Here is a 23,464-nt window from a genome sequence, read left to right as displayed (position 1 = left end):
CGTCGTCGCACTGCGCGCCGAGAACGATCAACTGCGGCGGGCGGCGGCCGGGCGATCCCGGAACCGGGAGGCATCCCTGGTCGTCAGGGGTGACGACCAGGGTGGCTGCACCAACGACTCCGGCGCAACCACGCCGGAGTCGCCCTTCCGGGCGGCTGCACGTGAGAGTGAGCCAACCCACGATCCATGCTACTGCGGCTACCCGGCCCAAGCCCGGCGGCGCCGGGACCCGTCCGGCACCGCATGGCGCAGGACGCGGCCCCACATGGACGCGTACTGGCGCCACAGCGGCCCGCTCACGTACGTGATCCCGTGCCGGGCACAGATCTCACGCACCCGTGGCGCGAGTTCGGCGTAGCGGTTGCTGGGCAGGTCGGGGAAGACGTGGTGCTCGATCTGGTGGCTCAGGTTGCCGGTGAGCAGGTGGAGGAGGGAACCGCCCTCGATGTTCGCCGAGCCCTGGATCTGGCGCAGGTACCACTGCCCGCGCGTCTCGCCCTCCAGCTGCTCCTCCTCGTACGAGAAGGTCCGCACGTCGCCCGGGAAGTGGCCGCAGAAGATCACGGTGTGCGCCCAGATGTTGCGAAGCGTGTTCGCGGTGACGTTGCCCGCCAAGCAGGGCAGCGCCGACGGGCCAGCGAACAGGGGAAAGAGGACGTAGTCCTTGGCCGCCTGGCGCACGGCCTTGCGGGCCAGGCCGGCCAGGTCGCCGAGGAGGGCCCGCACGCTCTTGCGGCCGGACGGGACGGCGTCCACCTCCAGGTCGTACAGGGCGATGCCCCACTCGAAGACGGGCGCGAGCAGCGCGGTGAACAGCGGCTGGAGGAGGTGGACCGGATGCCAGGGCTGGTCCGGGCTCATGCGCAGGACCGTGTAGCCGAGGTCCCGGTCGAGGCCGACGACGTTGGTGTACGTGTGGTGCAGATGGTTGTGGGTGTGCTTCCAGGCCTCGGCGGGGGTGAGGAAGTCCCACTCCCAGGTGGTGGAGTGGATCGCCGGGTCGCCCAGCCAGTCCCACTGGCCGTGCAGGATGTTGTGACCCAGCTCCATGTTCTCCAGGATCTTGGCGGTGGTCAGCATCGCGGTGCCCGCGAGCCAGGCGGGCGGGAAGAGGGACACGGCGAGGGCGGCGCGGCCGCCGGTCTCCAGGCCGCGCTGGGCGGCGATCACCGCATGGATGTAGCGGGCGTCCTGCGCGCCGCGCGCCGCGACGATCTCGGCGCGGATCCGGTCGAGCTCCTCACCGAGCAGCTCCGTGTGATCCTCGGGTTGGTCTTCGCGCGGCTCAAAGGGTGTGCCGAGTACGGCAGTTGTGGACATTGCAGGCCTCCTCGAGGGGCCTAGAGAGCGAGGGTGAGCGGGCCTGCCGCTCCGTTGACGCAGGTCTGGATCAACTCACCGGGTTCACCGTGCAGTTCACCGGTCCGCAGATCGCGGACGCGGCCGTGGACCAGCGGGACGAGGCAGCCGAAGCAGATCCCCCGGCGGCAGCCGTACGGCATCACCACGCCCGCCGCCTCCCCGGTCTCCAGCAGGGGCACGGACTCCGACGCGTCGGCCTCGATGCCGCTGTGCTCGAACCGGACCCGGCCGCCCGACGCCTCGGAGTCCTGCGGCCGCACGGGCGTCAGCCGGAATCGCTCCACGCGCAGCCGCTCACCGGCGCCGGCCGCCGTGTAGTGCCGCTCCAGCGCGTCGAGCAGTCCGTCCGGACCGCAGGCCCAGGTCTCCCGGTCGTACCAGTCCGGGCAGAGCACGCCCAGGTGCCCGGGGACCAGCCGGCCCGCGGTACGGGTGTACCGCGCGTGGACGCTCAGCCAGGGCAACCGGGCCGCCAGCCCGGCCAGTTCGGCCCGGAAGAGGAACTCGTCCGGACCGGGTGCGCTGTGCAGGAGTACGACGTCGGGGGCGGGCCCGGAGAAGCCGCGGCACGCGAGGGTGCGCAGCATCCCCGCCACCGGGGTGATGCCGCTGCCCGCCGTCACCATCAGCATCCGCGGCGGCAGCGGATCCTCCGGAAGCGTGAACTCACCCTGCGCGGGGCCGAGTCGGAGCACGGTACCGGGACGGGTCCGGTGCACGAGGTGCGGGGAGACACGGCCGCCGGGTTGCTCCTTGACGGTGATGGTCAGTGTCCGGCCCGGCCCTTTCGGGGGTGAGGTGATCGAGTACGTGCGCCAGTGCCGTACGCCCTCGATCTCCACCCCCACCGGCAGGTACTGTCCGGGCCGGTGCGCCGCCCAGCCGCGCCCGGGACGGATCTCCAGCGTGGCCGCCCCGGCGCACTCCGGCAGCACGGCGATCACCCGGCCCGCGGGATGACGGGCGGACAGCAGCGGGTCGATCAGGCCCAGGTAGTCGTCCGGGGCGAGAGGACTCGCAAGAGGGCTCACGAGAGCACCGGTGATCCGGGCCGCCGCCGTCGGTACCCGGCCCCCGCCCCACTCGGCGAGCCTCGCGGCGAGACCGGCGAGACCGGTGAGACCGGCGAGGAAGACGGCCGCCGTACCGGAAGCGGCCGACGGCGTCACCGGGATCGACGCGCGCGGAACGGGCATGGGGGAACCCCTCTCTCACCACTGGGCACGCGGGGTCAGGGCGCTGCGGCCACGTCGGCTTGTCGGGCGCATTCCCGCATCAGGTACTCGGGATCGCCTCGGTCAGGTAACTCGGCCCCGAGTGGCGGGCCGCAGCCGGCGTCCACGCCAGCGAACCACAACGACACGGCCGATGGCGGACGCGGAACCAGATCCCGTCACCCCACCCGCCCCTCCTCCCCCTCGCGCCGGGCGACAGGAGCGATCCCGCCCGGCGCACGCCGAAGGACCTCGGAAGTTAGGTGTACGGATTCCGCGGCCGTCCACCGCACCATGGCCGAATCTCGTTCGCGCGCACACGGAGTGGGTGCCCGTGCAGCCGACACCCCTCGTCCTGGTCACATGCTGCCGGGGAACGGAAAAGGCAGGTTCCGCTTCGCCTGTGTCTGATCAGGCTCCACGCAGCGAAGAGGGGGTGTTCCCACCGAGTCCCGCGCCGCGGAGGACTGCGCGCGGACACGGTGGAGGCGGGTCAGGACGCCAGGCCGGGGAGGGGTTCGGAGTCGTCGATGAAGGCGCGGGCCAGGTCGGACAGGCGGCGGTTGTGCGCGCGGGCGTAACCACGCAGCGCGGTGAACGCCTGCTCCATGTCGACGCCCTGGCGTTCGGCGAGTTTGCCCTTGGCCTGTTCGATCAGTACGCGGCTGTTCAGCGCGGACTGCAGCTGCTCGTTGAGGACGCTGCTGCGCTGGGCGGTGCGTTGTTGCAGGAGGCTGATGGTGGCGACGTCGGCCAGGGCCTGGGCGACGAGCGTGCCCGCCGGGTCGAAGGGGCCGGGGGCGGCGCGGAAGACGTTCAGAGCGCCGACAACCTCGTCCCGCAGGCGCATGGGCAGCGCCTGGACCGCCGCGAAGCCGCTGCGGTGGGCCGCCGTGACGAAGCGCGGCCAGCGGTCGACCTCCCGGGTCAGGTCGGGGACGCCCACGAGGGTGCCGGTGCGGAAGCACTCCAGGCAGGGGCCCTCGTCGTTCTGGAGCTGGAAGAGTTCCAGCAGCCGTACCCGTTCGTCGGAGGCGGCCATCACGCGGAGTTCGCCGTCGCGGTCCGCGAGCAGCACACCGGCGGCGCTCGCGGCGAGCAGCCCGACGCTGCGGTCGGTGAGCAGGCGCAGGAAGTCGATCAGATCGAAGTCGGCGACCAGGTTGTCCGCCAGCTCGACGAAGGTCTTGGCCAGGAGCTGCTGGTTCATCGTGTCACCCTCGTTGGAGACTATGCCCGCCGGGAAGGGGCGGGAGGTGCGGCACGTTCGTCGGATGGCACCCGTGCATCAGGGCTCCTCGTCGGTCCGTCCGGGTTCTGTGTCAGGGGAGAGGCGGAGCCGACGGGCCACTACGTCTGCGGCCACCTCGGCCAGCCGGCGTCCGTCCGTGAAGGCGTAGGCGCACAGCCGGACAAAGGCCTCGTCGACGCCCACGCCGAGCTGGACGGTGAGGATGCCGGTTGCCTGGTCGATCTCCGCCCGGTATGCGCCCAGGTCCCCGAAAGCGCGGTCCGGCGGCGGTCCGCCGGCCGGCGCGCCCGTCTCCTCGATCCGCGCATCGAGCAGGAGCAGCGTCGCGAGATCGGCGAAGGCCAGTGCGTCGGCCAGTTCCTCGGCGTCCAGCACGGTCGGCACGTCGGCGTACAGGTCCAGGACTCCCGGGCTGATCGCTCCCATCTGCAGGGGGAGCGCGAACACAGCGCGTGCCCCGGCGTCCAGGGCCGCGTCCGCGAACACGACCCACCGGTCCTGCAGTGCACCGGTCAGCAGATCGGGCGTCAGGACGGCCGAGCCATGGGTGAATGCGTCCACGCAGGGCCCCTCACCCAGGGTGAGCTGCAACTCCTCCAGTTGTTCGCTGATGTCGTCGGTGCTGCACAGCGGATGGCTCACCCTGGTCCGGGACATCGCCGACAGTCCGGCCCCGCCGACCGGGAGCGCGGCCACGGCCGCGGTGCACACGTCCACCAGACCGACCCGGGCACCGCGTCGCACCGCCTGCGCGGCGACCAGCTCCTGAATCCGCGCCGAGCGGCTGTCGGACCTCACCCGGGCCACCGCGTCCAGGCATCGTGCGCAAGTCCTTCCAGCCGCACCCCGCTCATGCCCTGCGCCTGCCGGCGGTTCACCCGGCGCAGCGGGACCGCATCCGTGGTGGCCGACTCGCTGCCACGGGGCTCGCGTTGCTGCCCCCGCTCCGACCGGGCTGTCACCGCACATCACCCGAGAGGACAGAACCCAGCGGAACGGGCCGGTGCGGCGGGGCTTGGGCGGTCGGGGCCGGAACGCCCCCGCGAGGGGGTGCCGGATGCCCGGGCGGAGCGCCGAGGAGCAGGAACCCGCAGCCGGTGAGGGCGATTATCAGGACCAGTGTCGGTGGCGGGTGGTGCAGTCGCAGGGTCCCGCCGGCGTCGGCGGTTTTCTGCGCGGCGTCCAGCAGGACGTTGAGGCCGCTGCAGTCGCAGAAGGTGACGGGGGTGAGGTCGACATCGACGGTGCGGATACCGTCGTGCAGGCACCGCTCCAGTGCCGTGCGCACCAGCGGGGCCGATTCCAGGTCGATCTCACCGGCCAGGGTGAGCAGCGCCCGGTTCCGTCGATCACGGCGGTGGATGGTGAGCTGTGGGAAGGGCATGACGCCTCGGTTCGGAAGACCATCCGGCAGCGCACACGGTGACGCCGGCATTCCCGGCCTTCCCGGCGCGCTCGTGGCAGGACGTACGTGCGACGGAGGCGAAGCGTCGGCCGGTCCGGCAGCCTGTGCGACAGGACAGCGGACCCACCCAGTTCCCTCCAGGGATGCGCCGGGTGACGGACGGAAGGTCCGCTCCCCGCAGCCATCTGCATCGAGCAAGGACAAGCCGCCGGGGTCTGGGACGTCCATACAGCAGCATAGCCCTCAACATGCTCCGGCGGACGGCCGGAAGCCGCCCGCTGCTCGTACCCGGGCCACGCCTCGTCCCTCCGCTGCGTGACGAGGCGGAGCGGTTTTCAGACGGCGCGCACCGAGCGACAGAGGTGCGGGCGCCTGCCCGGCCGGAACACCGCCGAGTGGGACGGCACGATCGCCGCCGGGCTCATCGCCATCTGCGGCCTCACGCAACCCTGGTGGGTCGGCCTCGGCGGGTTCCGGTTCTGCGGATCACGGCGACGACTGCAGCGCCGAGCACGGCGTACGACTGCGATCGATCGGCGTTGAGTACCAGGGTGTTGACGTCGGATCTCGGACCTCGGATCGCTGTGAGCCGCTTCGGGCTGCGCAGCTCCCAGCAAATCGTCGAAGTTGCCCACCAGTTGTACGGCGAGGCACCGAAGGCCGACAGCGTTCGCACCCTGTCCCTCAGCATCGAGTCCGGCGACAACTTCGTCGGGCTCCGCGAGAAGCAGCCCGGCCCACGGCGGCCCGCAGGTTCGAGGCCGCGAAGACCCTGGTCCGGCGCGGCGCCACGGACAGCCCGGCCGACCCGGACCCGGCCGAGCGCAGCGGCCGACGTTCCGCCGCCGACCACGATGACGTCCCAGAGTGCGCCATGAGTGGGGGTGTTCCCGAGCACGAGAAGCGGCCGGTCCGGAGCCCGCGCTCCGGACCGGCGGTGAGAGGTGTGTCAGCCGACGGCGGGCACCGGCTCACGGTCCGCCCCGGCCGCCGCCTTGGGGTCGGCCCCCTCGAGCCGGGGGAAGGCGTCCACGGCAGCCAGGCACGCGGTGATCACCAGGATCGCCACGCCGGTGTTGGCCACGATGGACAGGGTCGCTTCGCTGTGCGGGGAGGCGACCAGCATCCCGGCGGGGGTGTCGCCGAAGATGCCGGCGCTGCCGGGCGATGCGGACGGCATGGACGACATGCCCGGCACAAGGCTGCGGTGCCCCTGCCGACCGGTGGCTGCTACCCCGCCGTGTGGCTGGAGCTGCCGCTCGTCGGGCCGCGGGAGCTCTGTCGGGCTTTAGGGTCGAGGCGGCATGGGTTGGACGGCATGGATGAAGGTGAGGCGGAGCGCACGTGATCCGGGTCGTGGTGGTGGACGACGAGGCGCTGGTCCGCTCGGGCTTCGAACTCATTCTCGGCGCGTCCGAGGACATCGAGGTCGTCGCGACGGCGAGCGGGGGCGAGGCCGTGGAGACCGTCCGCCGGGATCGGCCGGACGTGGTGCTGCTCGACATCCGGATGCCGGACGTCGACGGGCTGACCGTCCTGCGCGAGCTGCGCGCGATGGCGGATCCGCCGGTGGTGGCGATGCTGACGACGTTCGACGCCGACGAGTACATCCTGACCGCGCTGCACTGCGGCGCGGCCGGTTTCCTGCTCAAGGACACCGAGCCGGAGCAGCTCGCCCACCTGGTGCGCACCCTGGCCGCGGGCGGTGTGGTGCTGTCCCCCAAGGCCTCGCGGACGCTGCTGCGCAGCCACCCCGGCAGCAGGGCGGCCGTCGACGGGGAGGCGGCCCGCGTCCGGCTGCTGACCGCCCGCGAGCGTGACGTCCTCGTCCTGGTGGCGGAGGGCCTGTCGAACGCCGACATCGGGCTCCGCATCCACCTGGGTGCCGGCACGGTCAAGGACCACGTCAGCGCGATCCTCACCAAGCTGCGGGTGACCAGCCGGGTGCAGGCCGCACTACTGGCGCAGCGGGCCGGGCTGCTCGACGAGCGCCCGCAGTCGGAGGCCGGACGATGAGCCGTGCACGCGCCTTGTGGCAGCGTGTGCCCGCGCCGGTCGTCGACATCGTCCTGGTGGCGGTGGCGGCCGTGGACGTATGGCTGAACATGTGGGACCACACGCGCCTCGGCGTCGCGCCGGCCGCGGTCGGCTGCGCCGCGTTGTTCTTCCGGCGCAGGTTCCCGCTCGGGGTCTTCCTGCTCACCCTGCCCGTCGCGCTGATGCAGGATGTCGCCGTCGTCGTGCTCGTGGCGCTGTTCACCCTGGCCGAACGCTCCCGCAACCGCCTTCTCCTCGCGGGGTGCGTCGTCCTGTCCGCCGTCGCGAGCAGTACTCCGTGGCCCCTGGCCGAGGTCGACCGGACCATGACACTGGTCTTCTTCGTGTACGGCCTGGCGACCGCCGCGGCCCCGGTCCTCGTCGGCCAGCTTTTCCAGGCGCAACGGGACCTGGCGCGGCGGCTGGCCGAGATCGAGGAGGCCAGGGAGCACGAGCGGGCCCTGCACGCGCAGGCCGTGCTCGCCCGCGAACGCGCCCAGCTGGCCCGCGAGATGCACGACGTGGTCTCCCACCAGGTCAGCCTGATCGCCGTACGGGCCGGAGCCCTGCAGGTCGCCACCAAGGACGCGGACGCCAAGGAGGCCGCCCGCACGATCCGTTCGCTGAGCGTCACCACGCTCGACGAACTGCGCACCATGGTCACGCTGCTGCGCGCCTCCGGCGGCCACGCCACGGAGCTGACGCCTCAGCCCACCCTGGTCGACCTGCACAAACTGGTGGAATCAAGCGGGACTCACGCGGAGTTGTCGGGTGAGCTTCCGTCCGCCGTCGGCACCCCCGCCCAACGGGCCCTCTACCGTACGGTCCAGGAGGCGTTGACCAACGTCCGCAAGCACGCCCCCGGCGCCAGGGCACACGTCGAGCTGTGGCAGGACGGCGACGATGTCGGAGTGACCGTCACCAACTCACCGCCGACCCGCCCTTCCCTGTCCCTGCCCGGTTCGCAGCAGGGCTTGGTCGGTCTGCGGGAACGGGCCGACATTCTGCACGGCACCCTGGAGGCGGGCCTGACCGCGAAGGGCGGCTACCGAGTGCGGCTACGGATCCCGCTCAGTACGGACTGACCGATCCCGACTTCTGCCGTCCCGTCGGGCGGCGTCGGCTCACGAGACCCCCTCGACGAGTCCAGCTGTGCTCGCGGCGAGGCTGTGCACCAACGCTTCGGGAAGCTCAGGCGAGACGACGCACAGGACGAAGGCGCCCGCCGCCAGCGTCAGACCGAGGAATTCCAGAAACTCGCCCCTGCCAGGGACGGCGTCACGGCCCGGCACGTCGGCCGATGACCGGAGGGAAGAGTCGGTCTCCTTGTGGCGCACACGGTGTGTCATGCCTCCAGCCTGGAAGCCCGGCCGACTCGCGCCCATCCGGCGACCGTCGGGGCCACCCCCGTCAAGTGGCTGGAGAAGACAGCCGTCCGGTCGCCCGGGACCGGTCGGGACGGGACTCCGCCGGTCGGCAGGGCGGTACCCGCCGATCGGCGGGGCCGTCACCGAAGCCTGCCGGATGGTCCGCCGCCTGACGTCCACGCGAGATTCTCCCTATGACACAGACACAACCGCCGCGGGAGATGTCAGCGCCGCAGGAGAGCTCGCCTCCCCAGCCCCGAACCTCCACCGAGTCCGCCGTGCCGGCCTCGCCGGGTCCCTCGATGGGACGCCTCGTCGGGGTGGACCTGGCCCGTGCGTTGGCGGTGTTCGGGATGTACGTCGTGCACATCGGTCCCCCGCTGTCGGCCACGGACGGCGTCGGCAGCTGGGTCCGGTACCTGGCGGAGGGGCACTCGTCGGTCCTGTTCGCCACCCTCGCCGGTTTCTCGCTGATGCTGATCGCGGGCCGCGGGGAGCCGAAGACCGGCCTGGCGGGCCGTCAGGCGAAGGCCCGGATCGCGATCCGCGCCCTGATGCTGCTGGCGCTGGGCACCGCGATGGCGATGGAATACGGCGGAGTGATCATCCTCGGCTTCTACGGGGTCTACTTCCTCCTCGCCCTGCCCCTGGTACGACTGCGGGCCAGGACGCTCGCGACCACCGCGGCCGCCCTCGCCCTCGTCGCACCCCAGCTGGCCTTCGCCCTCAACTCGCTGCTGACCCAGCCGATCCAACAGAGCATCAACGCCCACGACCCGCTCCACCGGCTCAGCGAGGTGGGCGTGCTCGATCTGCTGCTCACGGGCTTCTACCCGGCGATCACGTGGATGCCGTTCGTGATCGCCGGTATGGCACTGGGCCGCCTCGACCTGTCCTCCGGCACTGTCCAGCGGCGCCTGGCCGCGCTCGGTGCCGCCCTCACCGTGACCGCGTACGGCATGTCCTTGCTGCTCGCCGGCCCGGGCGCGCTGAGGAGCCTCGCGGAGGACGGGCCGTCGTCCGGCAGCTCCGGATCGATGCCCCCCGACGGCGGGTCGTTCGAGTCCGATCAGCCGGCCTCGTTGCTGCTGACGGCCGGGCCGCACAGCGGCACCACGTTCGACATCGTCGGCAGCGTCGGAGTCGCGATCCTCGTGATCGTGGGCGCGACGGTGGCGATGGAACGCCTGCCGCGACTGCGCCGCCTGGCCAAACCGGTCATCGCCGTGGGCACCATGTCCCTGACCGCCTACGTCGGCCACTTCCTCGCACAGACCGCATTTTCCACGCCCGCCGGAACCGGCACCCAGCAGTCCTGGGTACCGCTGCTGCTGTTCGTCCTCGGGGCGATCGTGTTCGCCGCCGTCTGGTCCCGCTTCTTCCGCCGCGGTCCCCTGGAGTACCTGCTCAACGCCGCCACCAAGCCGGCGAAGTACATCCGATGAAAGCGGCGCACTCGAAGATCGCCGGACAGCACGTCCGATTCCTCGCGTCCTGCCGGCGTCCCGAATCCGGCGCCATGTCCTCCCACACGCCGCGTGTGGAGCCCTGCCCCACCCCGAACCAAGACATCCGTGCAGGTCAGAGCGACTCGAACTAACGCCGACAGTACCGGAGTCGAACTCACGAGCGGCGGATTCAGCCCCGTGCCCCAAAGCCTTGCATCCGCACCCCCGCTGAGACGTTTCCGCAGGTGACAGGTGTGCATGGCGGGGCGGGTGGGACTCGAACCCGCGGCCGACGGATGATGAGTCCTCTGAGGATCTTGGCGGGCCTTGCCGATCAGTGCCCATTGACGACGTTCTTGCTGGTCAGACGGGATACGCCGGGTCTCCACGCCTCTGCCCAATGCGCAGCCGCTCCGCGCTCATCGACGCATGGACGTGCGCACCCACCTACGCCGGTTCGGTGAACTGGTCGAACACCATCACCGCGGCCCGGGTGGCGAGGGACCAGCGGTCCTCCCCTTCCGGGTCCTCCAGGTTGGGATGTCCGGCGATCCAGCGCATGTGGAAGCCGTCGAGCAGGGCGGCGATGGTGGTGGCGAGGTGTTCGACCTTGTAGGGCGCGCGCATGCGCAGCCCGTAGGCGTCCAGCAGCGCCTGGTACGCCTCGCAGGCGACCTCGGTGAACGACTCGCCGTAGTGCCCCAGGGCATCGCGGACGCGTGGGTTGGCGGCACTGGCGTAGAAGCCGAGCAGCACACGGTAGATCGGGTCCACGCGGTGGTTCTCGTGGTTGTCCGTCAGGACGTCGTTGAGAGCCTCCTGCCAAGTCGTGCCGCTGTCGACCGCCTTCTTGAAACGGCGGATGCTCTCCGGCAGCCCCGGGACCAGTTCGGCCTGTCGGCTGGTGAGGTGGAAGAGGAGATCTGCCTGGAAGTCGGCCTGCGCAGGCCAGATCTGGTAGATGGATCCGGTCGTGATCGCCGGTGCCGTGTCGTCGCCCAGCCTCTCCCGCATGATGCGGGTGGCTTCCTCGGTGACCCGCTTGACGCGGATGTGAGCAAGGGCTGCGGAGACAGCCTCCTCGCTCGTGTCGGAGGCGCCGGCGCAGACGAGCTGGGTGGCCGCTTCCAGCATGAGGGCCCGGGTCTCTTCGGGTGAGCGCCGAGGGAGCCTGCGTCTCACGGCGTGCTCCGTCATGTCCTTCCCCTCCCCTTGCATGATCGTTAATTCGGTGTGAACCGGGGCGTTGACAGGGCGCCAGCGTACACCTAGATTCCCGATCCGTAAGAAAGTTACGAAAGCCGAAAGCGCCGATCACCTGGTCTTTCGAAGCTCCTCGGGCTGGACCGAGGCACCGGTCACCCCGGTGCGCCCTCCTGCCCCTCCTCTGCCTTCCGCGCTCTCCCCGCATGCCGTGCAGGGCACCGCCCTGCCGTTTTCCGATCCTGGAGGATCCCGCATGCCCGCAATCTCACGCCCCCTCAGACTCGGCCTCGTCTCCGCCGCCATGGCGCCCCTGCTGGGCGTCGCCGCATGCGGCGGATCGGGCACCAACGCACCCTCGTCGTCCGGCGCCTCCGGGGGTGGCTCCTCCGCGACTTCGGACTCCCGCTCGGCGAGTGACGTCGTGACCGACTACCTCGGCTACGTCGGCGGAAAGGCGGGCAAGGCCGACGCCGGCCTCGACCCGGTCACCCTGGGCTGGGTGAACGTCGAAGGCGGCCCCGGCGGAAACCCCGAAGCCACTCTCGGTGCCCGTGCCGCGGTGAAGTACGTCAACGACAGGCTGGGCGGCATCGGCGGGCACCCGCTGCAGCTGAACGTCTGCACGGTGGTGTCCGCCGAGGAGGAGGGACAGAAGTGCGGCCAGCAACTGCTGGGCGACAAGGAGGTCTCCGCCATCGGCGTCGGCAATCTCTACCTCGGTGACGCCTCCTTCAACTCCGTGATCGCGGGCAAGAAGCCCGTGCTGGTCGGAGTGGCGACGGGCCCGACCATGCCCACCGCGAAGAACACCTTCAGCACGTTCGGCGACCTGCCGCACATCTTCGGCACCTGGGGCACGTACGCCCGTGACGTGCTGAAGGCGAAGACCGCGGCGGTGATCCACACGAGCACGCCCGGCGACAAGATCGCCTCCGGGGCAGCGGTGAAGGGCCTGGAAGCCGCCGGTCTGAAGGTGAAGTCCGTCGGATTCGACGCGCAGTCGACCGATCTGATCGGCCCGGTCACCGCGGCCGGGGCGAACACCGCGGATGTCGTGGTCCCCATCTCCATCGGTGGCGGATGCGTCGGAATCGCCAAGGCACTGAAGCAGCTCAATGTCACCAAGCCGGTGGTCTCCACGCCGCTGTGCATGTCCCCCGATGTCGCCCAGGGGCTCGGAGGGGACCTGCCCACCTGGACGTACGGCGTCGCCCAGACGCTGCCGATGGACTCCTCGGCCGCCGACTCCAAGGCGTTCCTGAAGGCCTCGGCGCAGGCGGGGCTGGGCAAGGACGACCAGTCCAAGGTCTTCGCGCCGCTGGGCTGGAGCACGATCCTCACGTACGCGAAGGTGCTCGACACCGTCGGCCCGGACAAGATCACCCCCGCGTCGGTGACCGAGCAGCTCAAGAAGTTCACGGGGCCGGTCATCATGGGCGCCGCCGAGGTCAAGTGCGGCAAGTACCCGGACGCCCCCGCCGTCTGCAACGACCAGGCGAGGTTCTACCAGTACGAAGGCAAGGGCCAGTTCAAGGCCCTGACCGACTGGATCCGCCCGCCCCAGTGAGCCCCGCCTGCCCCCGCCGCCGCTGAGGCCGCACGCCCTCGCAGGACGCAGCCTCAGCAGCGCGGACTCGCGGACTCATGACAGGAGTCATGAATTGGAACAGATCCTGCTCTTCGCCGTGCTCGGCCTCGGCCAGGGGGCACTGATCGCCGGCATCGCGCTCGGCGTCGTGGTCACCTACCGGGGCTCGGGCATCATCAACCTGTCCACCGGCGCCGTCGCCATGGCCTCGGCCTATGCCTTCTGGGCCCTGACCACCGGTTTCTTCGGGTTCACCCTGCCCGTGGGACCCTCTCTCGCCGGGGCGCTCGCAGTGGCGCTGGCCGTCGGAGTCCTGACAGAGGTGGCGGTCTTCAAGCCGCTGCGCACCGTCTCGCCCCTGGCCAAACTCGCGGCCTCCCTCGGCATCCTGCTCACCCTGCAGGCCACCGTGCTCCTGGTCTTCGGGGTGCAGCCGCAGCAGGCACCGAGCATCCTTCCGGCCGGCACCGTGACCATGCTGGGCATCACCACACCCTCCGACCGCTTCGTCCTGGCCGGACTGGTCGTCGTGATCGCCCTGGTCCTCGGGGCCCTGTACCGGTGGAGCCGCTTCGGCCTGGCCACCCGCGCGGCCTCGGAGAACGAACAGGCCGCTCTTCTGGCAGGCCTGTCACCCAACAGCGTCTCGATGGCCAACACACTCCTGGCCGCCCTGGTCGCCGGGCTCCTCGGTGTCCTGGCCGCGCCCATCGTCCAGGTCGACTCCATGACGCTCCCCCTGCAGGTGGTCCCGGCCCTGGCCGCCGCGCTCTTCGCCGGGTTCACCTCGCTGTGGATCGCCTGCACCGCGGGCATCCTCATCGGAGTGCTCCAGTCGATCGTGTACTACCTGTCCACGCAGAGCTGGTTCCCGACCGACAACGGCAACGCCATGCCCGGCCTCCAGCAGCTCCTCGTCTTCCTCCTGATGGTCGTCGCCCTGTACGTACGCGGTGCCGGTCTGCCGCGCCGCGGTGAACTCGTCGAACAGCGACTGCCCGCGGTGCCCCTGCCCGAGCGGCTGCTACGTCCCGCCCTGATGGCCGCCGCGGTCGCCGCCGCCGCACTGATCGTGCTCCCGTTCGACTTCCGCCAGGCACTCACGAACTCGTTGATCGGCATGGTCATCGTCCTGTCCTACGTCGTCATCACCGGCTACGTCGGACAGATCTCCGTGATGCAGCTCGCGCTCTCCGGAACCGCGGGCTTCGTCCTCTCCCACCTCTCGGTCCGGTGGGGGATCCCGTTCCCGTTCTCCGCCCTCGGCGCGATGGTGCTGGCCACACTGCTCGGAGTGGCCGCGGGCGTCTCCGCCCTGCGGGTGCGGGGCGTGAGCCTGGCCGTCGTCACCCTGGCCGCGGCTCTGGCCATGGAACAGGCGCTGTTCAACAACACCTCGTTCGGCGGAACGGCCGGAGTGTCCGTACCCCCGCCGCGCCTGTTCGGGATCGACCTCGGCCCGAAAGCGGACTTCCGCGGCCTGGACGGCAACGAACCCAGCCCCATGTTCGGCTTCCTCGTCCTGGCCGTCACCGTCGCCCTCGGACTGTACGTCGCCCATCTCAGGCGCACCGGACTCGGCCGGCGGATGCTCGCCGTCCGCTCCAACGAGCGCGCCGCCGCGGCGGCCGGTGTCGACGTGCGCGCCGTGAAGATCGCCGCGTTCGCGATCAGTTCCTTCATCGCCAGCGCCGCCGGCACCCTCTACGGCTACAACTTCGGCTCGGTCAGCGCCGCCCGGTTCACCGCGCTGGCCGCCCTCGGGCTGATCGGTTTCGCCTACATCGGCGGCATCACGATGGTGTCCGGAGCCGTGATCGCGGGGCTGATGTCCACCGAGGCGCTGCTGCCCCACGCGCTGGACAAGTGGTTCGGGATCAAGGGCACTTGGGCCCTGCTCTTCGGCGGCGTCTCCCTGATCGTGACGCTGATCGCCAACCCCGACGGCATCGCGGGCGCCGCCCACCGCCGGAGGACGGCGAAGAGGGCGAGACGCGCGGCGGCCACGACCGGACCACTGGCCGACAACGCATCCGCCGTCGGCTCCCCACAGATCCACCTCGGCCGTTCCACTGCCGACGCCAAGGAGGTCGCACCGTGAACGTGCTCTCTGTCCAGCAGTTGGGCGTCAGCTACGGCGGCGTCCACGCGCTCAGCGATGTCTCCCTGGAGGTCGGCGAGGGCCAACTCGTGGGGCTCATCGGCCCCAACGGGGCCGGCAAGACCACCTTCGTGGACGCGGTCACCGGCCTCGTCGCCGCCCGAGGAAGGGTGGAACTGGATGGCAAGGACCTGACCGGACGGCCGCCCCATGTACGAGCCCGCCGAGGACTCGCCCGCACCTTCCAGAGCAGCGAACTCTTCGAAGACCTCACGGTCGCGGAGAACCTCCAGGTCACGGCGGACCCTTCGACGTGGTGGACCGCGCTCGGCGAGACCTTCGGCCGCCGCCCGGCCTCGAACCCCGCTGTCCCTGAGGCCCTCGCGGCCCTGGGACTCGAGGACCTGGCCGACGCCTCGGCACACGAACTGTCCCAGGGCAGACGCAAACTCGTCGGCGTGGCACGGGCCTTGGCAGCCCGCCCCCGCATCATCTGTCTCGACGAACCCGCGGCCGGCCTGGACACGACGGAGAGCGCCGAACTCGGACGCAGACTGCGCGCGGTCGCCGAGGCCGGGACCGCGCTGCTCCTCATCGACCACGACATGAGCCTGGTGATGGGCATCTGCGACCACGTCGTCGTCCTGGAGTTCGGCAAGGTGATCGCCTCCGGGACACCGGCACAGGTCCGAACCGACCCCGCCGTCGTGACCGCCTACCTCGGGGCATCCGCCGTCCAGCCTGCCACCGCGTCCGGCACTTCGACCGCCGGCTCCGCCAAGGCCCTCACCAGCACACCGGAGACACCATGAGCACCCCCGTCCTGAAGGTGGCCGGACTCACCGCCGGATACGACGGAGCCGCTGTCATCCGCGGGATCGACCTCGAAGTAGGCGCGGGAGAGGTCGTCGCCCTCCTCGGGGCCAACGGAGCGGGGAAGACCACCACGCTCAAGGCCGTCTCCGCCCTGCTGCGCCCCCTTGCCGGCAACATCACTTTCAACGGAACGGACCTCGACAGGATCCCGGCAGCGACCCGCGCCCGCCTCGGCATCGCCCACGTTCCGGAAGGACGAGGCATCTTCTCCGGCCTCACGGTGGCGGAACACCTGCGCCTCGGTCACCGGGGCGAGCGCCTCGACCAGGCGGCCGCCACGCGTTACTTCCCCGCCCTGTCCCGCCTCCAGGACCGCAAGGCAGGACTGCTCTCCGGCGGCGAGCAGCAGATGCTCGCCATGGGACGGGCCCTGGCCCGCAGCCCCAAGCTGCTCCTGCTCGACGAGCTCAGCCTCGGTCTGGCACCCATCATCGTCGAGGAGTTGCTGCCCATAGTCAGGCGCTATGCCGACGACACCGGCTGCGGGGTGCTGCTCGTCGAACAGCACGTCGGCCTCGCCCTCGACATGGCCGACCGCGGCTACGTCCTCTCCCACGGCGAGATCACCGCGCACGCCGCGGCCCAGGAACTCCGGGCCGACCAGTCCCGGATCATCGCCGGCTACCTCGGCGAGCAGCACGTCTGACCAGGCCGGGCGGCCGCAACCGTCGTACACCACAACCGCCGTGAGCCTGAACCGCTCGGGCCGGCCCACCCCGTACAACTCGGCCCGTACAACTCGGCCGGACGCTCAGGGCTGCCCGCGTACCCAAGACAAGGAACCCGATGTTCACCTTCGAAAGCGAAGACGGCGTCCAGATCCACGTGCACGAATGGAAGCCGGAGACGCCCCCGCGAGCCGTCGTCCAGATCGCCCACGGCATGGGAGAGCACGCCGGCCGCTACGCCGCACTCGCGGCAGCACTGACCGCTGAGGGCTACGCAGTTTATGCCAACGATCACCGCGGACACGGGCTGAGCAGGCACGCCGAGCCCGGTCATCTCGGGGACGACGGCTGGAACCGACTCGTCAGTGACATGGTCACCGTGTCAGAGACCATCCGCGAGCAGCACCCCGGCCTGCCCCTGGTGCTGCTCGGACACAGCCTCGGTTCCTTCGCCTCGCAGCAGTACGTCCTGGACCACGCCCACCTGATCGACGCACTCGCCCTCGCCGGTACTACTGCGGTCGACGTCATGCTCACGGCACAGGCGCAGGAGGCCGCGGAGGGAGGAGACCCGTTGCTCGCGCTCAACGAGGCGTTCCAGCCCAGCCGCACGCCGTTCGACTGGCTCAGCCGGGACGAACCGGCCGTCGACGCCTACCTCGCCGACCCCATGTGCGGCTTCAGCCTCGACGCCCAGGGCATGGCTGACATCACGATCGCCTCGGCGTCACTTGCCCAGCCCAAGGGCATCCCGGCGGATCTGCCCATCTGCGTCCTGGTCGGGGATCACGATCCGCTGAACGCCGATCTCTCCCTCAGCAACCTGCTTGTCGAACGCTACGGCGAGGCCGGCCTCATCGACGTGACCTATCTCAGTTATCCCGAAGCCCGCCACGAGCTGTTCCACGAGACCAACGAACAGGAGATCGTCAGCGACCTGCTGGCCTGGCTGAACCGCGTCCTCGCCGGCTGACCCCGGCGCCGGAGACAGTGTCCCGCTGAGTTGGCGGGGAGGGGCTCACAGTCGCGGGCCAGACGTCGGCGGAGCACGATCCTTCCCAGGCTGGTCGCGGGCCTTGGTCGGTTACTGCTTTCCTGGCGAAGCTGCCGGTGTCGATCTCGGTGAGGATGCCGAGCTTGACGGAGCGTTTCAGCTTGGCGCGGGTGCCTTCGGTGTTCTTGGGCAGCAGTTCGCGGTCGAGGGCTTCGCAGACATCACGGGCCCGCAGCGGACCGGGCCTCGTTGAAGACGGCGGATGGGGGTAGCAGGTCGGGCGAGGCGGGCTGGGCGGGAAGCCTGTACGAGTGGATTCCGCCCGCGCCCGCACCATCAGCGACACCAGAACCGCTCACGAACCGCTCTCCCAGCCGGCCCCAGGCAGCCACTTCTGCTGACCTGCGTCCCATCAGCGTCCACAACGCCCTTGAACTCACGAGCAGCGGATTCAATCCGTTGGCCCAAAGCCCTGAATCCGCAGGCCCGCTGAGACGTTTCCGCAGGTCACAGACCTACACAGTGGGGCGAGTGGGACTCGAACCCACGGCCGACGGATTATGAGTCCTTTGAGGATCTTGGCGGTCCTTGGCGATCAACGCTCATCCTTGACGTTTTCGCAGGTCAGATGAGGTTATCCATGTTGGGGCTAGTCAGCCCTTGTCAGTCTGTTCCTGTCCTTGCGGCCTCAACTCGGCCTCAATGAGGCCCGACAGGATCGTGCTGAAGGCATGAAGGGCGATCGAGCCAGCTCAAGGACGGCCTTCGAACCTGCCTGCAGCGGATTTTCATTCCAACGCGCAGAGGCTCCGCCCCTCTGCTCGGGGCGGAGCCTCTCTGGCCTTATCGACAGGCCGGAGGTTGTCTCGTCAACGTATCCGGCTCAGTCGCCTTCTTCCACAGTGAGCTGGAGCGATCGGGCGGGCTGCAACTTCGGACACACGGTACGGAGGACGCCTCCGTCACAGGCTTCCCCACCTCGTGCCAACCAGAGCATGGTTCGACGTACAGGCGGGACTTCGGATGGTGTCCCGCTGGTTGGACACAAGGATCGGAAAAGACTGACGGAGGCCGAGAAGGATGAGGCGTCAAACCGCGCCTGAACTGGGCCTGCCGCGGTCGCCGTCATGGCCCCGGCGCCGAGCACGGCGTCCAGGCTGACCAGCCGCTCATGGCGGGTGGGGCGGCCCGCCGCCGTCCCACTCGCCATCCCCTTTGGCATCAATGGTCACGTCGCGGAGGCGCTGTCCCGCGCCGAAGGCAGCTCACCGCGCGCAGCCGGGGGAGCTGAACTTCTTCGTCCGCGCACTCAATCTCTCGTGCAGAGCGATGGAGGCATGATTCTTCTCCTCGCGCTCAGCATGTGCTCCCGCCGAGGCCCTGTCGTGACCGGCCTGCGGGAGAGTGCCGGAGGAGGCGGCCACGACGATTCCGACCGTCTTCCCGCCATCGAGTGCTCGCTCGACGAACAGCACCCCGTCCAGTTCCTGCACCAACGCCTGCGCAATCGACAAACCACGGCCGTGAAGTGATCCGACGTCACTCTGCACGGGTACCGGGCTCCCCGGGTGGCTGTCGTGTACTCCCAGGCGCATGCGGAAGTCGTCGAGCATCTCCATCGTCACGACTGCTTCCGCGGTGGCAGCGGAAGCGTGGAGCACGACGTTCGTCACCAGCTCCGAGACGATCAACCGCACTGTCTGGACGGCATGTTCGTCCACTGTTCCCCATGCGCGGAGCGTGTCGCAGACGGCTCCGCGCACACGAGGAACTCCGCGGGCGTCTGCGGGAACGGTGATGGACCAGGTGCGGCCGCACTGAGCGTTCATGGCGAGAACTCCTCTGCTCGCCCGAGGCACGAAGGCTCTCGGATGCGCCAACGCTAGAAGTTCCATGCGCATCGACGACGACGCTTGCCGCGGCGAGGACAAGCATCGGCAGCTCCTGCGCAAGCGGGTTCCGCGCGCTGCACCCGCGTGGGCGCGACCGGTCGAACTCAGTGGAACAGGACGGTCAGGAGATCGTCGCCGAGGCGGCGTACCCGTTCGAGGTCGAGCTGGTAGTAGGCGCGACGGCCGTCACGCACGACCGTGACGAGGCCGGCCTCACGCAGCCGGGCGAGGTGGCGGGAGACCTGCGGAAGGGACATACCTCCGCGGTCGGCCAGTTCGGACGGGGTGAGCGGTTCTCTCGCGATGGCACGGACGATGCGCTGCCGACCTGCGTCGCACAGCACTTCGAGGCGGCGGTTGACGACGGGGTGGGCAGGCTGGTCGCTCCCCTCCGCAAGTAGGGGGTACTGGACGACCGCGGCGAAGCCGGGCTCGTGCTTCACCAGCAGGTGCGGTCGCCCGAAGACCGACGGCACGATGAGCACCGGGGTGGTGGCTACGTTCACGATCCCGTGGTGGAACTTGTCGAAGACGACACGGGGCGGCTCGTCGCGGTAGGACGCCGAGGGGTCCAGACCGGCGAGGGTCGGGCCCGGACCCTCTCGCTGTTTGCTCTTGCACAATCCCGGCAGCTGTTCGGTGATCACCCGCTCGGCACGGGCCAAGTCCGCTTCCAGGGCCCGGGCGGCGCAGATCAGCAGATCAAGCAGGTCCGTACGCAGGCTGCCGGGGTCGCCCAGAAGTCTGTCGGCGAGCTCGGCTCGTACGGTGGAGCGGCGCTCGGCCGACGCCAGCAGTTCTGCGCGCTGCCCGGCGTCCCTGAGAAGCCGGTTCAGCGGGGTTCCGGAGTTGCCGCCCCTGATCGCGTACCCGGTCAGCTCCGCGAAGAGCGGGAGGGGCAGCCGCTCGATGTCCGCGAGCTCCTCGGCGAGCGTGCGGTCTCCCACCGGACTCAGCGGAAGCAGGTAGCGGGCCCGGTAAGAGGCCCACAAGGGTGCCCATTCCCGGATGTGGCGCCGTGTCTCGGAGCTGAGGGTGGAGACGCTCGCTCTGGTGCCGACCAAGGTGTCGCCACGGTCCGGCTCGGCTTCCAGACCACGTGCCCAGCGAAGAGCCCAGTGGTGGTGCTCGGTCTCGGTGTAGGCATGGAGTGCTGCCGTCAGCTCCGCGAGGGGAGATGCGCCCGCCACGACGTGGGTCGGACCGGCGCCGGCAAGTGTGAGTACGACGCTCACGCTCACCTCCGGTCCACGGCCTGTCGCTTATCGCTCCCCCGGTAAGCATTCTAGGTACCGCTCCCCGCACCGCCTACGGTTCCGGCAACCCAAACAGGACCAGCCCGGAGTTGCCATGACCCTTCGTGTCCCCGCCGACCTGTGTGCCGCCGTGCGCGAGCGCCGGGCGGCACTGGACCAGCTCAGCCTCGATCTGCACGGAACGCCGGAGACCCGGTTCGAGGAGCACTACGCCGTCGAGCAGCTCGCCGCGCGTTTGGCGGTTGCGGGTTTCGAGGTGGACAAGGCCGTGGCGGGCCTGCCGACGGCGTTCACCGCGACTCACCGCGGCTCCGCGGACGGCCCGACGATCGCGGTGTTGCTGGAGTACGACGCCCTGCCGGACATAGGTCACGGCTGCGGGCACAACCTCATCGCGGCCGGCGGTCTGACCGCCGCCGTCGCCGCGGCTTCCGTGCGTCCCGGCCATCGAGGCACGCTCAAGGTGATCGGCACCCCGGGAGAGGAGGGCGGTGGCGGCAAGATCCTGATGCTGGAACGCGGTGTTTTCGACGGAGTCGACGCCGCAGTGATGTTCCATCCCGCGGACCGGAGCCTGCGCGCCCGGCACGCTCTCGCCGCGAGCCATCTGCGGGTCGTCTTCCGGGGAGTCTCCGCGCACGCGGCCAAGGCGCCCTGGGACGGCCGTTCGGCAGCCGCGGGGACCCAGCTCTTCCTCACGGCGGTCGACTCGCTGCGGCAGTTCATCCCCCCGACCGCCCGGGTGCACGGCGTCGTCGTGCGGGGCGGCGGCGCACCCAACGTCGTACCCGACCACGCCGAGGTGGACATCTTCGTCCGCGAGGCGACATCCCTCGTCCAGTCCGGCGTGATCACAGCCGGCACCCAGGCCGAACAGCCGCCCTTCGCCGTCACCGACGCCTCAGGCAAGCCGAGCGGGTTCGCCGTAGACCTGATGAACGAGGCCGCCGAGCGTCTCGGCGTCAAGGTCCAGTACAAGACAACGAACCTCCAGGGCATCCTCGCAGGCCTGTCCGCCGGCCAGTACGACATCGGCGTCGCGGGGGTCGGCGCCACCCCCGAGCGCAAGAAGCAGGTCGCCTTCACCACCCCGTACTACTGGGGCTTCACCGATGTCCTCACCCTCAAGGGCAGCAAGCAGACCAGGCTCTCCGACTTCGACGGCAAGCGGATCGGTGCCGTCAGCGGATCCGTGCAGGAAACGTTCGTCAATCGCGAGATGCCCCGCGCCGAACTGGTCAAGTTCAAAGACCAGACAGCACTGATCACCCAGCTCCTCTCCGGTGGTGTCGAAGGAGTGGTCCTGGGCGGCGCCGACGCCGACGAATACGCCCAGAAGCAGCCGGTGCGCATCGCGGTGGAACTCGACAGCCTGCAGGGCAGCGCCTTCCCCCTGCGCAAGGACGGCGACCCGAAGCTGCTGAAGGACATAGACGCCGCGATCGACGCGATGATCGAGGACGGCACCTACGTCCGGCTATACAAGAAGTACTTCCACGATCCCATTGCCAAGGACATGCTCAGGGAGCGCCCGAAGCTGGTCTGGCAGATCAACAAGCACCCAGACCTGTCCCCGACAGCAAACTGACGTCACAGCCGACGGATCCAGTCTCCGGTCCTCCCCTCGGGACGATGCCACCGGGCCGGGTCACGGAAATCGTTCCGTGCCCGGCGACCGGCGTATCCACCGGCGCCGTGCTGGCGACCACACGGCCGCCGTGGGTGCTCACCACCATCTTCAGCAGCTTGAGGGAACCGCCCACGTGGGACGGCATCAGATCCATCACCTGGGCGGGTCTGACCGACTGGACTCCGTTCTCCAGGCGGCCCCGAGACCATCTCAACTTCGGGCGGGCCGCGGACGGGACCGGGTTCAGTGGTCGCCTTCGTCCTCTCCTGGCAGGGCATCCCCATACCCGTACGCATCGCGTGGCGTGCGGTGTTTGCTCCGCGCAGCTCGTTCAGGCCGAATACATATGCCGGGGCAGCGACTTGGGGTGTCGGTCGTCGAGAGGCCTACCGACCGACAGCGTGAACTGGCTCCGGAAGATCAGACTCGCGCGTCTCGGTGCTGAACTTCCTTGAGAACTCCGGCCACCGTCACGAAGTCGTTGTCCACGTGGAGCACGGTGTGCCCATGATGCACAGCTGTCGCACACACCAACAGGTCGATCGCTCCAGCCGCGCGGTGCTGGCCCCGCTGGGTCAGTTTGTACTGCGCGGTATCGACCCAACGCCAGGCGTTCTTCGGAACCGGAGAAAACAAGCAGAGCGCGTCCAGTTCCTCCGCAAGCTCATCCCGATGGGACGGACTGGTTGCCGAGTAGAGAAATTCGGCCCGTGTCGGCTCGCAGAGGTGGAACACCCCGGCAGCGATGTGCCCCTCCCAGGGACGCAACGCACCTGGGGTGCGAAACAGGTGCCACAGAGCCGAGGTGTCCACCAGATACGTGATCACTCGAAGGCCTCGCGTCGCGCACGCTTCTCCGCGTCACGCGCCGCCGCAGCCTGCTCGAACTCGCCGCGCGCGCCTCGCTCGGCCAGCTTCTCCGCAGCCTCGAGCCGCTTGATCCGCGCAACGTAGTCCCGCAGGGCCGCGTTGACGGTCTCCTTCTTCGTCGTGACACCCATGAGCCGCATGGCCTCGGCCAGCGCCTCGTCGTCGAGATCGATCTGCGTGACGGACATCGGGCACCTCCATCATCCACGATGTATGCACCCAGGATACATCACCAACATCGACACAGGCATGGGCCACAACAAGGCCATCCGAGGACAGCGTGCCGGATGTGCCGGGG

General features: G+C 69.8%; 21 protein-coding genes. 9 read left to right on the top strand and 12 right to left on the bottom strand.

What is annotated here, in order from left to right:
• Positions 1 to 198 precede the first annotated feature (198 nt).
• From ACQF4J_RS30590 to ACQF4J_RS30565, 6 genes are all read right to left on the bottom strand, one after another.
• On the bottom strand, positions 199 to 1,320 hold the full coding sequence (locus ACQF4J_RS30590) for a fatty acid desaturase family protein (protein ID WP_351805420.1): 1,122 nt from the start codon (positions 1,318 to 1,320) through the stop codon (positions 199 to 201).
• Positions 1,321 to 1,340: 20 nt separating this feature from the next.
• On the bottom strand, positions 1,341 to 2,558 hold the full coding sequence (locus ACQF4J_RS30585; protein WP_427167261.1) for a ferredoxin reductase: 1,218 nt from the start codon (positions 2,556 to 2,558) through the stop codon (positions 1,341 to 1,343).
• Positions 2,559 to 3,069: 511 nt separating this feature from the next.
• The gene (locus tag ACQF4J_RS30580) at positions 3,070 to 3,786 is read right to left on the bottom strand and encodes an ANTAR domain-containing protein (RefSeq protein ID WP_427167260.1); all 717 of its coding nucleotides are present in this window, start codon (positions 3,784 to 3,786) and stop codon (positions 3,070 to 3,072) included.
• 78 nt (positions 3,787 to 3,864) lie between these two features.
• Entirely contained in the window at positions 3,865 to 4,626 is a 762-nt protein-coding gene (locus ACQF4J_RS30575; RefSeq protein WP_427167259.1) for an ANTAR domain-containing protein, read from the bottom strand.
• A gap of 160 nt (positions 4,627 to 4,786) precedes the next feature.
• Complete coding sequence (locus ACQF4J_RS30570; RefSeq protein WP_427167258.1) at positions 4,787 to 5,212, bottom strand: STAS domain-containing protein; 426 nt, start codon at positions 5,210 to 5,212, stop codon at positions 4,787 to 4,789.
• Between the two features lie 970 nt (positions 5,213 to 6,182).
• Positions 6,183 to 6,413 (bottom strand): hypothetical protein, encoded by a 231-nt coding sequence (locus tag ACQF4J_RS30565; RefSeq protein ID WP_427167256.1) that lies wholly within the window; start codon positions 6,411 to 6,413, stop codon positions 6,183 to 6,185.
• 164 nt (positions 6,414 to 6,577) lie between these two features.
• Here ACQF4J_RS30565 and ACQF4J_RS30560 point away from each other — a divergent pair, with 164 nt between their 5' ends.
• Together ACQF4J_RS30560 and ACQF4J_RS30555 are read left to right on the top strand one after the other, a co-directional pair.
• Positions 6,578 to 7,249 (top strand): response regulator, encoded by a 672-nt coding sequence (locus ACQF4J_RS30560; protein WP_427167255.1) that lies wholly within the window; start codon positions 6,578 to 6,580, stop codon positions 7,247 to 7,249.
• Positions 7,246 to 8,355, top strand: a complete 1,110-nt coding sequence (locus tag ACQF4J_RS30555) for a sensor histidine kinase (RefSeq protein WP_351805426.1) — start codon at positions 7,246 to 7,248, stop codon at positions 8,353 to 8,355. Before ACQF4J_RS30560 ends, ACQF4J_RS30555 begins: the two co-directional genes overlap by 4 nt.
• A gap of 39 nt (positions 8,356 to 8,394) precedes the next feature.
• On the opposite strand, the gene ACQF4J_RS30550 is transcribed toward ACQF4J_RS30555, so the two are convergent.
• Complete coding sequence (locus ACQF4J_RS30550; protein ID WP_351572154.1) at positions 8,395 to 8,619, bottom strand: hypothetical protein; 225 nt, start codon at positions 8,617 to 8,619, stop codon at positions 8,395 to 8,397.
• Positions 8,620 to 8,939: 320 nt separating this feature from the next.
• On the opposite strand from ACQF4J_RS30550, the gene ACQF4J_RS30545 reads away from it, so the two are divergent.
• Positions 8,940 to 10,082 (top strand): DUF418 domain-containing protein, encoded by a 1,143-nt coding sequence (locus tag ACQF4J_RS30545; RefSeq protein WP_351805428.1) that lies wholly within the window; start codon positions 8,940 to 8,942, stop codon positions 10,080 to 10,082.
• A gap of 450 nt (positions 10,083 to 10,532) precedes the next feature.
• Here the strand turns inward: ACQF4J_RS30545 and ACQF4J_RS30540 are convergent, their stop codons facing one another.
• Positions 10,533 to 11,267, bottom strand: a complete 735-nt coding sequence (locus tag ACQF4J_RS30540) for a hypothetical protein (protein WP_351572149.1) — start codon at positions 11,265 to 11,267, stop codon at positions 10,533 to 10,535.
• A 277-nt stretch (positions 11,268 to 11,544) separates the two neighbouring features.
• On the opposite strand from ACQF4J_RS30540, the gene ACQF4J_RS30535 reads away from it, so the two are divergent.
• The 5 genes from ACQF4J_RS30535 to ACQF4J_RS30515 all read left to right on the top strand — a co-directional run bounded on the left by ACQF4J_RS30535 (position 11,545) and on the right by ACQF4J_RS30515 (position 17,497).
• Positions 11,545 to 12,858 (top strand): ABC transporter substrate-binding protein, encoded by a 1,314-nt coding sequence (locus ACQF4J_RS30535; RefSeq protein WP_427167254.1) that lies wholly within the window; start codon positions 11,545 to 11,547, stop codon positions 12,856 to 12,858.
• Between the two features lie 94 nt (positions 12,859 to 12,952).
• Positions 12,953 to 14,980 (top strand): ABC transporter permease subunit, encoded by a 2,028-nt coding sequence (locus tag ACQF4J_RS30530; RefSeq protein WP_427167253.1) that lies wholly within the window; start codon positions 12,953 to 12,955, stop codon positions 14,978 to 14,980.
• Positions 14,977 to 15,792, top strand: a complete 816-nt coding sequence (locus ACQF4J_RS30525; protein ID WP_351572140.1) for an ABC transporter ATP-binding protein — start codon at positions 14,977 to 14,979, stop codon at positions 15,790 to 15,792. The genes ACQF4J_RS30530 and ACQF4J_RS30525 overlap by 4 nt, the downstream gene beginning before the upstream one ends.
• On the top strand, positions 15,789 to 16,502 hold the full coding sequence (locus ACQF4J_RS30520; protein WP_427167250.1) for an ABC transporter ATP-binding protein: 714 nt from the start codon (positions 15,789 to 15,791) through the stop codon (positions 16,500 to 16,502). Before ACQF4J_RS30525 ends, ACQF4J_RS30520 begins: the two co-directional genes overlap by 4 nt.
• 140 nt (positions 16,503 to 16,642) lie before the next feature.
• Positions 16,643 to 17,497, top strand: coding sequence for an alpha/beta fold hydrolase (locus tag ACQF4J_RS30515; protein WP_427167249.1), 855 nt, complete (start codon positions 16,643 to 16,645; stop codon positions 17,495 to 17,497).
• A 1,286-nt stretch (positions 17,498 to 18,783) separates the two neighbouring features.
• On the opposite strand, the gene ACQF4J_RS30510 is transcribed toward ACQF4J_RS30515, so the two are convergent.
• Both ACQF4J_RS30510 and ACQF4J_RS30505 read right to left on the bottom strand, forming a co-directional pair.
• The gene (locus ACQF4J_RS30510; RefSeq protein ID WP_427168644.1) at positions 18,784 to 19,347 is read right to left on the bottom strand and encodes an ATP-binding protein; all 564 of its coding nucleotides are present in this window, start codon (positions 19,345 to 19,347) and stop codon (positions 18,784 to 18,786) included.
• 167 nt (positions 19,348 to 19,514) lie between these two features.
• Positions 19,515 to 20,645 (bottom strand): DUF5937 family protein, encoded by a 1,131-nt coding sequence (locus ACQF4J_RS30505; RefSeq protein WP_427167248.1) that lies wholly within the window; start codon positions 20,643 to 20,645, stop codon positions 19,515 to 19,517.
• Between the two features lie 115 nt (positions 20,646 to 20,760).
• Between ACQF4J_RS30505 and ACQF4J_RS30500 the strand changes: the two genes are divergently transcribed.
• Positions 20,761 to 22,254, top strand: coding sequence for a M20/M25/M40 family metallo-hydrolase (locus tag ACQF4J_RS30500; RefSeq protein ID WP_427167247.1), 1,494 nt, complete (start codon positions 20,761 to 20,763; stop codon positions 22,252 to 22,254).
• Between the two features lie 462 nt (positions 22,255 to 22,716).
• Here the strand turns inward: ACQF4J_RS30500 and ACQF4J_RS30495 are convergent, their stop codons facing one another.
• Both ACQF4J_RS30495 and ACQF4J_RS30490 read right to left on the bottom strand, forming a co-directional pair.
• Positions 22,717 to 23,124 (bottom strand): PIN domain nuclease, encoded by a 408-nt coding sequence (locus ACQF4J_RS30495; RefSeq protein WP_427167246.1) that lies wholly within the window; start codon positions 23,122 to 23,124, stop codon positions 22,717 to 22,719.
• Positions 23,121 to 23,354, bottom strand: coding sequence for a type II toxin-antitoxin system VapB family antitoxin (locus ACQF4J_RS30490; RefSeq protein ID WP_427167245.1), 234 nt, complete (start codon positions 23,352 to 23,354; stop codon positions 23,121 to 23,123). The genes ACQF4J_RS30495 and ACQF4J_RS30490 overlap by 4 nt, the downstream gene beginning before the upstream one ends.
• Between the last annotated feature and the right edge of the window lie 110 nt (positions 23,355 to 23,464).

It is taken from the genome of Streptomyces sp. C1-1, assembly GCF_050214755.1.
Taxonomy (GTDB): Bacteria; Actinomycetota; Actinomycetes; order Streptomycetales; family Streptomycetaceae; genus Streptomyces.
This window is presented reverse-complemented; position numbering and strand designations above follow the sequence as displayed.

Bases quoted from the DNA above. Each gene is read 5' to 3' on its own strand.
- ACQF4J_RS30590 (WP_351805420.1), bottom strand. From the start codon at position 1,320: ATGTCCACAACTGCCGTACTCGGCACACCCTTTGAGCCGCGCGAAGAC.
- ACQF4J_RS30570 (WP_427167258.1), bottom strand. From the start codon at position 5,212: ATGCCCTTCCCACAGCTCACCATCCACCGCCGTGATCGACGGAACCGG.
- ACQF4J_RS30500 (WP_427167247.1), top strand. From the start codon at position 20,761: ATGACCCTTCGTGTCCCCGCCGACCTGTGTGCCGCCGTGCGCGAGCGC.
- ACQF4J_RS30555 (WP_351805426.1), top strand. From the start codon at position 7,246: ATGAGCCGTGCACGCGCCTTGTGGCAGCGTGTGCCCGCGCCGGTCGTC.
- ACQF4J_RS30585 (WP_427167261.1), bottom strand. From the start codon at position 2,558: ATGCCCGTTCCGCGCGCGTCGATCCCGGTGACGCCGTCGGCCGCTTCC.
- ACQF4J_RS30520 (WP_427167250.1), top strand. From the start codon at position 15,789: ATGAGCACCCCCGTCCTGAAGGTGGCCGGACTCACCGCCGGATACGAC.
- ACQF4J_RS30510 (WP_427168644.1), bottom strand. From the start codon at position 19,347: ATGAACGCTCAGTGCGGCCGCACCTGGTCCATCACCGTTCCCGCAGAC.
- ACQF4J_RS30550 (WP_351572154.1), bottom strand. From the start codon at position 8,619: ATGACACACCGTGTGCGCCACAAGGAGACCGACTCTTCCCTCCGGTCA.
- ACQF4J_RS30565 (WP_427167256.1), bottom strand. From the start codon at position 6,413: ATGCCGTCCGCATCGCCCGGCAGCGCCGGCATCTTCGGCGACACCCCC.
- ACQF4J_RS30490 (WP_427167245.1), bottom strand. From the start codon at position 23,354: ATGTCCGTCACGCAGATCGATCTCGACGACGAGGCGCTGGCCGAGGCC.
- ACQF4J_RS30545 (WP_351805428.1), top strand. From the start codon at position 8,940: ATGGGACGCCTCGTCGGGGTGGACCTGGCCCGTGCGTTGGCGGTGTTC.
- ACQF4J_RS30515 (WP_427167249.1), top strand. From the start codon at position 16,643: ATGTTCACCTTCGAAAGCGAAGACGGCGTCCAGATCCACGTGCACGAA.
- ACQF4J_RS30535 (WP_427167254.1), top strand. From the start codon at position 11,545: ATGCCCGCAATCTCACGCCCCCTCAGACTCGGCCTCGTCTCCGCCGCC.
- ACQF4J_RS30580 (WP_427167260.1), bottom strand. From the start codon at position 3,786: ATGAACCAGCAGCTCCTGGCCAAGACCTTCGTCGAGCTGGCGGACAAC.